Origin of the sequence: Roseospira marina, from assembly GCF_014197855.1 — a bacterium.
GTDB classification, from domain to species: Bacteria; Pseudomonadota; Alphaproteobacteria; order Rhodospirillales; family Rhodospirillaceae; genus Rhodospira; species Rhodospira marina.
This window is the reverse complement of record NZ_JACIGJ010000024.1, coordinates 32,974-46,354: the sequence shown is the minus strand read 5'-3', so window position 1 is coordinate 46,354 and position 13,381 is coordinate 32,974. Positions and strand designations below refer to the sequence as shown.

Here is a 13,381-nt window from a genome sequence, read left to right as displayed (position 1 = left end):
CTTTCCAAACCATGGCCGCACCTCCGCGACCATCTTGACGACCTGTTACCCATGTCTCCGGTCTGTTCTGTTACCTATGTATCCGGATTGGACCCACCAAGGCCCTCCCCCCGGTGTCGTGGGTGGGGTGCACTGCTAAGGGGCTGGGTCGGGGACGTCGCGCGGCGCCGCCTCGCTCCCGTCGTCCGCCAGCGGTCGCCGCCGCCGGCGCGGCGCCTCCCCAGCGGTCCCCAACCACAGCCCGGCCGCGACGTAGAACACATACAACGCCAGCGGTTGGTTCCAGATGTGCACGGTCAGGATCGCAAGGGACATGCCCGAGATCATGATGATGTGCCCGGTGCGGAGTTGGCGCAGACGCCGGTCTCTGAGACGCGCGCGGGCCATGTAGGCAATGCCGAACAGCAGACACAGGAGCAACAGGGCAAACCCGGGTATGCCATAGCGCAACGCCGTCACCAGCCAGAAATTATCGACGCTGGGCAGCATCCACGACGGCCGCGTCCACTCGTTGAATCCGATGCCGAACATCGGGTTTCGGAACAGATCGTCCGACGCATAGGTCCAGATGCGCAAGCGATTGAAGGCCGTGCCCGTGTTCAGAGAGAACAGGCTGATCGCCACCTGATACGGCGTGCGGCTGGACAGAAGATCGAGGGCGACATACGCCGACGACACCAACCCCAGGAGCAGCCACCACTTGTGGCGCACCCGGGCGACCGTGTCCCACGCGAACCCGGCGAACTGAATCCCCAAAAACGCCAACGCACCGGACGACATGGACAGGGCCGTTGCCGCCATGGGAATGGCGACCCGGGCGAAAAACGTCACGACATTTCGGCGGTGCCGCCAAAAATACAGCATCGGCGCAAGCAGACTCGCGCAGGTGACTCCGTACAAAATCGGGTGGTCGAATGCGGCTTGCGCCCGAAACAGGCCGAGGCGGGGCGGGTAATCGACGCGCCCCACCGTGTATCGCCCGAGAATGCTTTCGAAAAAACCGACATTCGTCAGCGATTCAAACAGGGCGATCGGCAGCATGATCGCAACGCCGGTCAGAAGGATCGTGAACGCCTGGCGAAAGGCCCGCGGGGTGCGGATTTGTGTTCGGGCCAGAAAGTAGGCCGACAGGATTTCGAGGGCGTAGATGCCGATTTTCTCGATGTACGACGTGCCGTGGACAAGGAATATGGCAAGCGAGGCCCACAGGACGTGGGCGATGATCAAGCCATCGGCGGTACAAAACCGAATGCGCCGGTTCGAAATAAACGTCGCAAGAGAGGGAAATAAGGCGACGATCAGGACCAGGCGATACGGCTCCATGTACAACGGGCCGATGTAGAACTGCAGGGGAACAAACAGGGCGACCAGAAACAGGGTCGCAAACAGACCCAAGCCTCGTTCCCGTCGCTGGGGAGGGGGGGGCTGATCCAGGGGCTGGGTCGTGTCGGTCAACGCTTCTGAGTCCTGCATCGTCCACGTTTGCATGGTTGTGTTCGCGTAAATTCCGAGCGATCTGGAGCCGGTCGTGACGACGATGTGCCCTACCTCGGGATCCCATCGGTCAGCAGGCGCTCCACATAGGCCGGCACCACCCGGGTCGCGGGGCCGAGCACGGACTCACGGAACAGCGTCGCGCCCAGGCTGGCCTCCATGTTCAACTCGACCGTGTGCGCCTGCCCCAGCCGCTCGACCTCGGCCACGAAGCCGGCCGCCGGATACACCGTGCCGCTGGTGCCGATGGACAGGAACAGCGCGCAGCGGTCGAGGGCATCGGCGATCCGCTCCATGCCGAACGGCATCTCCCCGAACCAGACGATGTCCGGCCGCAGGTGCCCGGTCTCACCGCAGGCCGCGCAGTCGTGCTCCGCGCCCAGGTTGTCGTGCCAGGGGTGCACGGCCGCGCAGGCGCCGCACCGGACCTTCAGCAGTTCGCCATGCATGTGCAGCAGGTTGCGGGAGCCCGCGCGCTCGTGCAGGTCGTCGATGTTCTGGGTGACCAGAAAGACCTCGTCCGCCCACTCCGCCTCCAGCCGCGCCAAGGCGTCGTGGGCGGCGTTGGGTCGGACGTTGTCGCTTTGCAGGCCGCGCCGGCGGTCGTTGTAGAACGCCTGCACCAACTCCGGATCGCGCGCGAAGCCCTCCGGGGTCGCCACGTCTTCCAGGTTCACGCGCGCCCAGATGCCATCGGCGTCGCGGAACGTGTCGAGGCCGGATTCCTTTGAAATGCCGGCCCCGGTGAGGATGACGATCGGGCCGGTGCGCGGAGGGGACATGGTTCGGGCTCCCTAGTGGGCAGGATGAATGATGCGCAGGACGGATGGTGGGCAGGACGATGGGACAGAGCCGGGCGTTCGGGAGGGTCTTCGGCCCGCTCAGGTCCCGCCCGTCCCCCCCAGAACCGTTTCGACGGCAGCGCGCAGGTCGGCCAGACCGAACGGTTTGCGCAGGATGGCGTCGGCCATCGCCGCGACCTCGGCGTGGCTGGTGTCGCCCTGGATATCCAGGCCGGACGCGACGATGATGGCGAGGTCCGGATGGGCGGCTTCGGCCGCGCGCATCAGGCTGCGCGCCCCGCCCCCGGGCATCGACAGGTCCGTGATCAGCACGTCGAACGGGCTCCGATCCAGGGCCGTGATCCCCGTCGGCACATCCCCGACCACGGTGACGTGATAGTTCTGATCGCGCAGGAACTCGGCGATCTCCGTGGCCGCTTCGATTTCGTCCTCGGCGACCAGCACGCGGACGGCACGGGTCCCGCCGTTGCCCGGCGCCGCGTCGCCGCGCGGCGGTCCGGCGGTCGCGTCCGGCACCGGATCGATGGCGCGCGCCAGGTCCAGCCGCACACCCCGCAGCGCCCCGCTGTCGTCCACCAGCATCATCAGATGACCGCCCAGCCCGGCCAGCGCCATCGCCGCCAGCATCACCCGGCGCGGCATGGACAGGTCGGGCGCCAGCGCCGTGAGCGGGATGGCCTCGCGGAACACCGTGTCGTGCGCCATGTCGACGGTCAGGCGGGTCTCGGCGGCGTCCGGCGCCAACCGCACCATCAACGAGGTCACCGCGCCCGCGGCGTAGGGACGGGGGCGCCCGGCGTTGCGGGCCTCGGTCGCGCCCTCCGCCGCCGTGGTGCCGATGGCGTCCGCCAGCACGGTCAGCGCCGCGAACCCCACCTGCAGCAGCAGGATCGGCTCGGCCAGCGCCATCGGCATGTCGGGCGGTGTGACCACCTCGGGCCGCAGGCCGGCCGCCCGCAGCGGGCCGCGCGCCAGATGCGCCGCCCGGTTCATCATCACGCCCAGGTCGAGCGGTTGGAGGTCCTCGGTGCCGGCCACGGCCGGCGCGCCCTGCACCAAGGCGACGGTCTCGAACACCGCCTCGGCCTGATCCGCCAGCCGGGCGAAGCGATCGGCGAGGGCCTGATCTCCGGGGCCGTCCGGCCCGCCCCGCTCCGCTTCCATCGCCGCACGCTCGGCGGTCAGGCGGATGACGTTCAGGGGCTGCGTCATCTGGTGGGCCAGCGCGCCGCCCATCTCCCCCAGCAGAGCATGCCGGACTAGCACCGCCATCATCTCGTCGAACCCGCCTTCATCGGCGCCGGCGGCGTGGGCCTCGTCCTCGTTGACGCGACAGGGCCACAGGGCGTGCAGCAACGCCGAGGGACCGGCGTCCTGCGGCCCGATGTCGGGCGGAAGGGGGCGGCTCCAGATCCAGAACGGGCGGGGATCGCCGCCGTCGCCCATCGGCAGGGTGTCCCACCCCCCGGCGTTGCGCGCGGTGGCGCCCGGCAGCCGCCCGGGCCAGTCGCCGGGCCGCGCCGCGTCGGTGACTCCGAGCAACCGGCGGGCGCGCCGGTTCATGTGCAGGGCCACGCCGTCGGCGTCCGCGAGGATCAACGCCTGCGGGGTCGCCTCCAGGGCCGCGCGGTACACCGCGCCGTCCGGCGCGTGTGCGGCGGGCGCGCCGGGGGGACGGGTCGGACGGGTCGCCAACGATTCAACCTCCAAGGAGATCCGCGTGGGGTTCGGAGCGACCGACCATGCCGCGAAGCGGCGGGCGCGTCCAGCCTTCCGGGCGCGGGGGTATCATCGGTCGTTGACGCTGTCGCGCGCTCAGGCCATGGTGCCGCGATGACACGCACACCCGCCACCCCGGCGGGATCCGGATCGCCGCGCGCCGGCGAGGGATCCCCGGCTTATTCTGATCGTTCGACCGGCCCGGACCGGCGCGACCGCAGCGCCGCCGCGTTGCGCGCCAATCTGGCACGCCGCAAGGCCCAGGTGCGCCAACGCACTGAAACCGTGCCAGCACCCGACGCGGACGGCGCCGACACGGGCTCCAGCGAGACCACCCCTCACACCGCCGCTGGGGACCGTCCATGTCCGTGATGCCGGATACCTGGATCCGGGAGCGCGCGCTTCGGGACGGCATGATCGAACCGTTCGTGGATCGTCTGGAACGGACGGGTGTTATTTCGTACGGCCTGTCGTCCTACGGCTATGACGCGCGCGTCTCCGGCGAGTTCAAGGTGTTCACCAACGTCGATTCGGCGGTGGTCGATCCCAAGCAGTTTTCGGACAAGAGCTTCGTGAACCGCGACGTCCAGGATCACGTCATCATCCCGCCGAACAGTTTCGCCCTGGCGCGGACGGTCGAGTACTTCCGCATTCCGCGCGATGTGCTGGTGATCTGCCTGGGCAAAAGCACCTACGCCCGCTGTGGCATCATCGTTAACGTGACCCCCCTGGAACCCGAGTGGGAGGGGCATGTGACCCTGGAGTTCTCGAACACCACGCCGCTACCGGCGCGGGTGTACGCGAACGAGGGCGCGTGCCAGTTCATCTTCCTCCAAGGCGCCGAATCCTGTGCGGTGTCCTACCGGGACCGCAAGGGCAAGTACCAAGGACAACAAGGTGTCACACTCCCCCGTCTCTGACGCGATTCTCTCCGACGCCCTGTCTCATCCCATCCCGGACTGGATTGCGCGCGGGGCCTCAGGAAAGGCCTCTGGCATGGACCGCATTCGCATCGAGGGCGGCCGCCGGCTCGACGGCACGATCACGATCAGCGGCGCCAAGAACGCCGCCCTGGCGGTGATGCCGGCCTGCCTGCTGACCGACGGGCCGCTGGTGCTGACCAACGTGCCGCGCCTGATGGACATCGAGTCCATGATCACCCTGCTGGCCCAGCACGGCGCCCTGGTGGAGGATGCGTTCGCGCCCCACCCCAACACGGCGAGCGGCACGGCAGATGGGGGGGCGACGCGGCGCCTGACCCTGCGGGCAGCGACCATCGCCAGCGCGACCGCGCCTTACGACATCGTGCGCAAGATGCGGGCATCGGTGCTGGTGCTGGGGCCGCTGCTGGCACGCCACGGGCACGCGCGCGTGTCGCTGCCGGGCGGGTGCGCCATCGGCACGCGGCCGGTGGACCTGCACCTGAAGGCGCTGGAGGCCCTGGGCGCGGAGATCACGCTGGAGGGCGGCTACATCGACGCGCGGGCGCCGGCCGGGGGCTTGCGCGGGGCGGAGATCGTATTCCCCACGGTCACCGTCGGCGGCACCGAGAACGCCCTGATGGCGGCGGTCTTGGCGCAGGGCGAGACGGTGATCGAGAACGCGGCGCGCGAGCCCGAAATCACCGATCTGGCCACCTGCCTGACCGCCATGGGCGCCCACATCGAAGGCATCGGCACCAACACCCTGCGTATTCAGGGCGTGACGGCCCTGCACGGCGCGGAGCACGCCATCCTGCCGGATCGGATCGAAAGCGGCACCTACGCGCTGGCGGCGGCCATCACGCGCGGCCGCATCCGGTTGCAGGGCACGCGGGCGGACCTGTTGCAGGCCGTGATCGAGACCCTGGAGGAAACCGGCGTGACCGTGACGCCGGAGGCCGACGGCTTCACGGTGGACGCCCGCGACCGCACGCTGCGCGGCGTGGACGTGATGACCAAGCCGTTCCCGGGCTTCCCGACCGACATGCAGGCGCAGTGGATGGCCCTGATGGCGACCGCCGAGGGGGCCTCCATGATCACGGAGAACATCTTCGAGAATCGCTTCATGCATGTGCCGGAGCTGGCGCGCATGGGGGCGGACATAAACATTCACGGCGGCTCGGCCATCGTGCGCGGGCGGGCCCACCTGTCCGGTGCCGAGGTGATGGCCACGGACCTGCGGGCGTCCGTCTGTCTGGTGCTGGCCGCGCTGGCGGCCGAAGGCGAGACCGTGGTCAACCGCGTCTATCACCTCGACCGGGGCTATGAGACGGTCGAGGCCAAGCTGGCCGCCTGCGGCGCCGCCATCGAGCGCCTGCGCGCCTGAGCCCGTTTCCCGGTCCCCGTTTTCCCTACCCCTTCCCCGCCAGGGTCTTGAGCCGATAGAGCGCCTCCAGCGCCGCCCGCGGCGTCAGGTCGTCGGGCTGAAGGTCCGCGAGCGCGACCTCCAGCGGCGAGGGGGCTGGCGGCGCCGTCGTCGCCAAGGGCGGTGATGCCGGCGCGGCCGGCGGCGGCGGTGGGGCGGCGCGCTTGGCCCGCGCGGCCGGGCGCCCCTTGGGCGCGACGGCGGCGAACAGCGGCAGATCCTCGACCAGTTGCGCCGGACTCGGCGCCCCCTCGGCGCCCTGTTCCAGGCGCTGCAGCACGGTCTCGGCCCGCGCCAGCACCGGCCCCGGCAACCCGGCCAGCCGCGCGACGTGGATGCCGTAGGAGCGATCGGCCACCCCGGGCGTGACCTCGTGCAGGAACACGATGCCGTCGTTCCATTCCCGCACCCGCATGGTGTGGCAGGACAGCCGGTCCAGTGTTCCCGACAGCGCCGTCAGTTCGTGATAGTGGGTCGCGAACAGGGATCGACAGCGGGACACCTCGTGCAGGTGTTCCAGCGTCGCCCAGGCGATGGCGAGCCCGTCATAGGTCGCCGTGCCGCGCCCGATCTCGTCCAGAATGACCAGCGAGCGGTCGGATGCCTGATTGAGGATGGCGGCCGTCTCCACCATCTCCACCATGAACGTGGAGCGCCCGCGCGCCAGATCGTCGGCGGCGCCCACGCGGCTGAACAGCCGGTCCACGATGCCGATATGGGCGCTCTCCGCCGGGACGAAGCTGCCCATCTGCGCCAGCACGGCGATCAGCGCATTCTGGCGCAGGAAGGTGGACTTACCGGCCATGTTGGGGCCGGTGACCAGCCACAGCCGGGTGGCGTCGCCCAGATCGCAGGCGTTGCCGACGAAGGCGCCGGCCTGCTCCGCCTCCAGCGCGGCCTCGACCACAGGATGGCGCCCGCCGACGATCGCGAACGCGGTCGAATCATCCACCTGCGGCCGCACGTAGCGCCGCGCCTCGGCCAGATCCGCCAGCCCGGCGACCACGTCCAGCCCGGCCAGCGCGCGCGCCGTCGTGGCGATGGCGTCGGCCCGCGCCGTCACCTCGGCGACCAGATCGGCGAACAGCTCCTGCTCCACCGCCAGGGCCTTGTCGCCCGCGCCGCGCAGCTTGTTTTCCAGGTCGGACAGCTCAACCGTGGTAAAGCGGGCCGCGTTGGCCATGGTCTGCCGATGGATGTACCCGGAGTCCGGCGCCATCAGCCGGTCGGCGTGGCGGGATGGCACCTCGACGAAGTAGCCGATGACGTTGTTGTGCTTGATCTTCAGCGCGTTGATGCCGGTCTCGCTGACCAGCCGGGCCTGAAGCACCGCGATCAGGCGGCGGCTCTCGTCGTGCAGGGTGCGTAACTCGTCCAGGCCGGCGTGATAGCCGGAGCGGATGAACCCGCCGTCGCGGGCCAGCAGCGGCGGCTCGGCCTCCAGCGCCCGGGTCAGGCGGTCCACCAGGGTGTGGTGATCGCCCAGATCGCGGGCCAGATCCCGCAGCATCGCGGGCACGGCATCAGGGGCCTCGCCCTCCAGCCTCTCCCCACCCAGGGCCCGGCTCAGATCCTCGTCGAGCCCGGCGCGCAGGCCCGGCCCCTCGGCCAGGGCATCGCGCAGCATGGCCAGATCGCGCGGCCCGCCCCGGCCGAGCGCCAACCGCGACAGCGCGCGCTCCACATCCGGCACCCGGCGCAGGCGGTCGCGCAGCGCGTCCCGGGCCGCCGGCCCCGCGACCAGGGCGCCGACCGCCTCCAGCCGCGCGGTGATGGCGGCTGGATCGGTCAGTGGTGCTGCCAGCCAGCGTTCCAGTTGCCGGGCCCCGGCCCCGGTCACGGTGCGGTCGAGCACCGCCAGCAGGGAGCCCCGGCGCTCTCCGGACAGCGTGCGGGTCAGCTCCAGGTTCCGGCGGGTGGCGGCGTCGATCTCCATATGCGCGCCTTCGCCCAGGCGGCGCGGCGGCTCCAGCCGGGGCAGGCGGCCTTTCTGGGTGGCCTCAACGTAGTCCACCAGAGCCCCCGCCGCCGCCAGATCGGCCCGCGAGAACGACCCGAAGGCGTCCAGCGCCTCGACCGCAAAGGCGGCCTTCAGGCGGGTCTCACCCCCCTGCGAGGTGAACCGCGCGGACGGCAGCGGGGACAGCGCTCCTTTCCACTCGCCCCAGGTCTCGTACAGGTCCGAGCGTTCCAGCAGGCGGTCGGGGACCAGGATCTCCCCGGGCACCAACTCGGCCAGCGCCGCGCCCAGCCGGCCCGCGTCCACCGCCCGCACCGCGAAGGCCCCGGTCGAGATCTCCACCCAGGCCAGGGCCAGCGCGCCGCCGGCCTCCGCCACGCAGGCGAGGTAGTTGTGGCCGCGCGGGTCGAGCAGCCCATCCTCGGTGATCGTGCCGGGGGTGACGATGCGGATGACGTCGCGCTTCACCACGGACTTGCCGCCCCGCTTCTTGGCCTCGGCGGGGTCCTCCATCTGCTCGCAGATGGCGATCTTGCGGCCGGAGCGGATCAGCTTGGCGAGATAGCTTTCATGGGAGTGCACCGGCACCCCGCACATGGGGATGTCCTCGCCCAGGTGCTTGCCGCGTTTGGTCAGCGCGATGTTCAGGATTTCGGCGGCATCGACCGCGTCGTCGAAGAACAGCTCGTAGAAATCCCCCATGCGGTAGAACAGCAGGCAGTCCGGATGCGCGGCCTTCACCTCCAGAAACTGGGCCATCATCGGCGTGACGGCGCCCCCTTCGGCCGCGGCCGGAGGGGCGGACGGATCGGCGGATTCGGCGGACGGGGCGGGTTCGGGGGACGCGACCATGGACTCTCGAAACGGCAAAGGGGACGGGGTGGGCGAGTGCGGCCCACTCTATCCGCGGCGGACCGGCGGCGCCACACGGCCCGTGTCTCACAGGGTGCCAAACGGCGGCCACAATGGCATAGTGAGCGGGTTTCCGCCCTCGTGGTCGCAGAACGGACCCGCCCCGCCGTGACACCCCATCCGCGCATCGCCGCCCGTCTCGTCCTGTTCCATGGTGGAATCATTGTGGTCTGCGTGGCGCTGGCCGTGGTGCTGTTGGTGCAGCAGGAGTGGGCCGCGCGGGAGCGGCATGCCCTGCTGGACGAGGCGCTGCCGCGCTTCTCCGACATGCTGGAGGTCAGCCGCCTGGGCGACGCCCTGGCGGAGACGGCCGGCGCGCTGGCGGCCGCCACTAGCGAAGCGGACCGGGCGACCGCCCTCAGCGCCATCGCGCACGCCCGGGCCGCGTTGCTTGACCGCATCGCCGCGCTCGGGACCCGCCGGTTGGAGCCCGCGACCCGCGACCGCCTGAGCACCGCCGCCGACGACCTCGCGGCCGCCCTGGACACGCTGGACGCCCTTGTGGGCCGGCGGCTGGCGCTGGCTGGCACGACCGCGGAGTTGAACGCAAAGCTCTCCCGGATCGGCGACCTGTTGCCGGCGCTGGAGCGCGGCCTGCTGACCGGGGAGGCGCCGGATCGGCTCGACGGTGTGGTGGACATGGAGCGGCTGGAGTTCCCGACCGGCCCCAGTGGCGAGGCCGCCGCCGCCGTCGCCGTCCGCACCTGGGCGCGCAACGCGCAGGTGGCGGTTGGGATGATGCTGGCGGCCTCCGGCGCGGCCAGCACCGACGAGCTGGACTATCTCCGTATCCGTACCGAGGAGGCCCTGCGCCGCTCTGCGGGCGCGATTCGCGCGGCGGATCGCGGGGCCCGGCCGCTGATGGAGGCCATCCAGGGCGCGCTGACCGACATATCGGTCAGTCGCGACGGCAGCGATGGCGTGATTCGGGCCCGCCGCCAGCACCTGACGCTGAACCAGAACACCCCGGCCGTGCTGGCGCGGGGGCGGCAGGCCTCGGACCGCCTGACCGCCGCTGTCAGCCAGATCATCGCCGATGTGCAGCAGGCCCGGGCTGTGCAGGTCGCCCAGCGTGCCCGCACCCACCCCATGTGGCGCCTCGGGATCGGGCTTCTGGCCGGGCTGGGCGTGGTTCTGGCGCTGCTGTCGTTCCTATTCCTGTGGCGCGCCGTGGTCCGACGCTCCCGCCGCCTGGGCCGGGCGGCGTTGGCGGCCCGGGACGACACACCGGTGCGCTTGCCCGACCGCGACCTGTGGCCGGATGAACTGGGCGTGGTCGCGCACGCCGTCGAGGCCCTGGATGCGGAACGCCGCCGGCTGGCCGCCGCCCGTCGCGACCAGGGCCGGCGGCTGTCGGTGCTGTTCGCGGGGCTGCCCGACGCGGTTCTGCTTCTGACGGCCGACCGGCAGGTGGATGACGCCAACCCCGCCGCCGCGCGCTTGTTTGAGCGTCCGGTCACGCACCTGCTGGCCAAGCCGCTTGGGACGCTGCTGCCCGATGCGCCCGAGGTGGCAGCGGCGGTGGATCGGGCGCTGAAAGCACCGGGCACGATCGGCGAGCCGGTGACGGCGCGGGTGCCGGACCCCGCGGGGGGGGCGGCGTCGGCGGACCGGACTGTTGTGGTCTCGGTGACCGCCGCGTTCGCTGCGCCCTCGGGGGCCGCGGCCGCTGGGACGGACGACGAGCCCGACGACGACGGACCGGCCGCCGGCCCGTTGGTGGTGGTCGTGCTGCGGTCGGGTCCGCGCCCCGACGCCATTCCGGAGGATGCGGCTGCGGAGTCACACGGTGATCCAGACGGTGACCCGAGGGGCGATCCGGAGGGCGACACGGGCGACGGCTCTGAAGACGATGGCGGCGAGGATGGTGCTGCGACACCGGACGCCCGGCCTCCGGCGCAGGGCGACCGCGCCGCGTCCGAGGGGGCACGGCCCCATGTCTCCTAACGCCGCGCGTAAAGGGGCTCCGCTCGGGGAGGTGCACGCGGCGCAGGTGTAGCGCGTCGCCTGGGCTGTGCCCACGCGGTACCCCCCGGCCGCCGCGTGCGGATGGACGACACAGCCGCGACCACCACCCGCCGCTTGGGGCGTCAAGACCCCCGTGGCTTACGAAGGGGTGACAGGCCGTGCCTTGGGCGCTGCCGCTGTTGTTGCCAGTGGTGTCGGAGCTGGATACCTCGTTCACCGTGGCATCCGTGTGGTCCCGTCGATTCGTTTCCGCTGTAACGTCCGTTAAGCCGCTCTATTCCCTTACGTTCTGAGGGTTCCTCACGAGTGAACGATCCAAATTACGCCGTTCCGAGTGATATTGTCTGCAGCCTCGCGCTCGACGCCGCGACCCCTCTCTACCCGCAACTGCGTGTCCCGCACCACAGTGTCCCGCACCACGCGGGGCGCTTGGCGATGCATGGTTTCCTGAAGGCAGCCATTGAATCGTCACGCTTTGCCGAAAAACACGCATTATGGGAGCACACTGTATCCTACGCCAACCACACCTTGAGTGAAGAAACGTCGCGAATCTGGCTCTCATGGCTTTTTAACGGCTTTACAGGTGTTCATCCAGCCGATGTCGATCTATCGGGCTGGCTCATGGCTTTGGATCACTACCATCGCCCGCATGCCGACTGGACCAGCACGGGCATGAGTCCGGATGAGATCGCGTTGGCGAAGGATTTTATAAATATATATTTCGACGAGTTGAATGAACCAAAGTTTTAATTGGAACTAGAGCGGTGCAGATCGTACCCATTAAGCGAGTGGGACAAAAGGATGCATGCATCCTACGGGTTTGTATATTTTCACCAGTCCGGCGGTTCGGACCCGTTCCTCACGCTAAAATTCGCCAATCAAGGCGAGTCATTGCGCCGCACGCTTCGGTCCTATGCTTTTGAGTCCGTCCCCGACTTTCCGCACCAGGCGTTCAAGCGGGCCGCGCAGAGTCTGATCGATCGTCGTCATGTCTGGATGCCAGAGGGTCGGACGCTTTGCGCTCTGACGGACGTGCCATGACGATCACGGCGGATCACGTGCATCGGGGTGTCGCCGCATCTGTGCGGCCGACAGGGCCTATGGCCGTTTTGGGGCGCATCGCATGGGCCTCATAACGCGGCTCTGCCCGCCGACACAGGCACCGAACGGACTATGAATCCCGTCACGGCCGCGCACCCGTTTAAATTGACGCCCCGGTCCCCGTCATGGGACAATCCGAATGCGTTTATTGCCTTTTTAGGTTTCGGGTTTTCAGGCGCTTCGGGTTTTGCGGGGTCGGACCTCATGATCGCACAGAGGCCGACGTCGGGCCTTCCGGTTTAGGAGACGTCCTCAATGGGACAGCCGGCCGCGCGGGTGGGCACACAGACGATAGAGCGGCTCGGCCTGACGGACGGCGCGGCTCAGGCGCTCCCAGGCCCGGTCATAGCCGCGCGCCCGGGCACTGCCCCGTTGCCGGTCGGCGTCCGCCTTGCATGCCTGCTCCCGCTGCTCCGGCGGGCGCCAGCCAGCGGGGCGATGGACCGGTGGGCGAGACGGCACTGCAGGTCTCCGCATACGAAGAACCCCGCGCCGACAGTGCCGGGCGGGGCCTGAAAACGCAATTACTTCATATATTGCCTTGACATATACGCAGTTATTGCGTATAACAGACTTGTGAACGGGACGGATGGTCCGGCCCGAAAAGCGAAAGGAGGCAAACCTGAAACTTCCGAGGCGGTTCTGCCTCGATATCAAGTTCCTCGGCTGCCAACTGAGACTTGAAATCGAGTGGTAGGAGCCAGGGGGGCCGCGAAACCGGGCCTCCCACCTCGGCAAGCAAAGGCTCGCCTCCCGAATAGGATAATACCATGACCCGCGATGAAATGAAATCGCTCCGCAAGTCCCTCGGTCTCACACAGACCGAAATGGCCGAACAGATCGGGCTCACCTTGCGCGCGTATCAGGCTTTGGAAAAGGGCGAAACCGCCTTGCGCCAAGCCAACGCCCTGGCCGCCGAACGCGCCGCCCTGACCGAGGCCATCCGCCAGGGCAACCCGATGCTCGCTCCAGCCTCCATCCGCCGCGAGGCTTTGGAGATTGCCCGACTCATCACCGGAGAGGGCGCATAGAAAACCCCGCTCGGCTGCCCGTCGGGACTGGCCGCCTTCGACGGCGG

At 69.4% G+C, this 13,381-nt stretch carries 11 protein-coding genes; 6 read left to right on the top strand and 5 right to left on the bottom strand.

Annotated features, from left to right (window positions below; translation table 11 throughout):
* Window positions 1–135: 135 nt before the first annotated feature.
* From GGD82_RS19065 to GGD82_RS19055, 3 genes are all read right to left on the bottom strand, one after another.
* Entirely contained in the window at window positions 136–1,395 is a 1,260-nt protein-coding gene (locus tag GGD82_RS19065) for an O-antigen ligase family protein (RefSeq protein WP_150063905.1), read from the bottom strand.
* A gap of 149 nt (window positions 1,396–1,544) precedes the next feature.
* Window positions 1,545–2,276: a Sir2 family NAD+-dependent deacetylase gene (cobB, locus tag GGD82_RS19060; protein ID WP_150063904.1), complete on the bottom strand. Its 732-nt coding sequence runs from the start codon at window positions 2,274–2,276 to the stop codon at window positions 1,545–1,547.
* A 99-nt stretch (window positions 2,277–2,375) separates the two neighbouring features.
* Window positions 2,376–3,992: a response regulator gene (locus GGD82_RS19055; protein ID WP_150063903.1), complete on the bottom strand. Its 1,617-nt coding sequence runs from the start codon at window positions 3,990–3,992 to the stop codon at window positions 2,376–2,378.
* A 138-nt stretch (window positions 3,993–4,130) separates the two neighbouring features.
* On the opposite strand from GGD82_RS19055, the gene GGD82_RS19050 reads away from it, so the two are divergent.
* The 3 genes from GGD82_RS19050 to murA all read left to right on the top strand — a co-directional run bounded on the left by GGD82_RS19050 (window position 4,131) and on the right by murA (window position 6,323).
* On the top strand, window positions 4,131–4,388 hold the full coding sequence (locus GGD82_RS19050; protein WP_150063902.1) for a hypothetical protein: 258 nt from the start codon (window positions 4,131–4,133) through the stop codon (window positions 4,386–4,388).
* Window positions 4,379–4,936, top strand: a complete 558-nt coding sequence (dcd, locus tag GGD82_RS19045; RefSeq protein ID WP_150063901.1) for a dCTP deaminase — start codon at window positions 4,379–4,381, stop codon at window positions 4,934–4,936. The genes GGD82_RS19050 and dcd overlap by 10 nt, the downstream gene beginning before the upstream one ends.
* Before the next feature lie 76 nt (window positions 4,937–5,012).
* Window positions 5,013–6,323 (top strand): UDP-N-acetylglucosamine 1-carboxyvinyltransferase, encoded by a 1,311-nt coding sequence (gene murA, locus GGD82_RS19040; protein ID WP_150063900.1) that lies wholly within the window; start codon window positions 5,013–5,015, stop codon window positions 6,321–6,323.
* 25 nt (window positions 6,324–6,348) lie between these two features.
* On the opposite strand, the gene mutS is transcribed toward murA, so the two are convergent.
* The gene (gene mutS / locus GGD82_RS19035; protein WP_375782139.1) at window positions 6,349–9,174 is read right to left on the bottom strand and encodes a DNA mismatch repair protein MutS; all 2,826 of its coding nucleotides are present in this window, start codon (window positions 9,172–9,174) and stop codon (window positions 6,349–6,351) included.
* A 168-nt stretch (window positions 9,175–9,342) separates the two neighbouring features.
* On the opposite strand from mutS, the gene GGD82_RS21495 reads away from it, so the two are divergent.
* Both GGD82_RS21495 and GGD82_RS19020 read left to right on the top strand, forming a co-directional pair.
* Window positions 9,343–11,181, top strand: a complete 1,839-nt coding sequence (locus GGD82_RS21495) for a PAS domain-containing protein (RefSeq protein ID WP_170284458.1) — start codon at window positions 9,343–9,345, stop codon at window positions 11,179–11,181.
* Between the two features lie 327 nt (window positions 11,182–11,508).
* Window positions 11,509–11,952, top strand: a complete 444-nt coding sequence (locus tag GGD82_RS19020) for a hypothetical protein (protein WP_150063897.1) — start codon at window positions 11,509–11,511, stop codon at window positions 11,950–11,952.
* 603 nt (window positions 11,953–12,555) lie between these two features.
* On the opposite strand, the gene GGD82_RS19015 is transcribed toward GGD82_RS19020, so the two are convergent.
* Window positions 12,556–12,765, bottom strand: coding sequence for a hypothetical protein (locus GGD82_RS19015; RefSeq protein WP_150063896.1), 210 nt, complete (start codon window positions 12,763–12,765; stop codon window positions 12,556–12,558).
* A 308-nt stretch (window positions 12,766–13,073) separates the two neighbouring features.
* Between GGD82_RS19015 and GGD82_RS19010 the strand changes: the two genes are divergently transcribed.
* Window positions 13,074–13,334, top strand: coding sequence for a helix-turn-helix domain-containing protein (locus tag GGD82_RS19010; protein ID WP_150063895.1), 261 nt, complete (start codon window positions 13,074–13,076; stop codon window positions 13,332–13,334).
* The last annotated feature ends 47 nt before the right edge of the window (window positions 13,335–13,381 follow it).

Bases quoted from the DNA above. Each gene is read 5' to 3' on its own strand.
- murA (WP_150063900.1), top strand. From the start codon at position 5,013: ATGGACCGCATTCGCATCGAGGGCGGCCGCCGGCTCGACGGCACGATC.
- dcd (WP_150063901.1), top strand. From the start codon at position 4,379: ATGTCCGTGATGCCGGATACCTGGATCCGGGAGCGCGCGCTTCGGGAC.
- mutS (WP_375782139.1), bottom strand. From the start codon at position 9,174: ATGGTCGCGTCCCCCGAACCCGCCCCGTCCGCCGAATCCGCCGATCCG.
- cobB (WP_150063904.1), bottom strand. From the start codon at position 2,276: ATGTCCCCTCCGCGCACCGGCCCGATCGTCATCCTCACCGGGGCCGGC.
- GGD82_RS19050 (WP_150063902.1), top strand. From the start codon at position 4,131: ATGACACGCACACCCGCCACCCCGGCGGGATCCGGATCGCCGCGCGCC.
- GGD82_RS19010 (WP_150063895.1), top strand. From the start codon at position 13,074: ATGACCCGCGATGAAATGAAATCGCTCCGCAAGTCCCTCGGTCTCACA.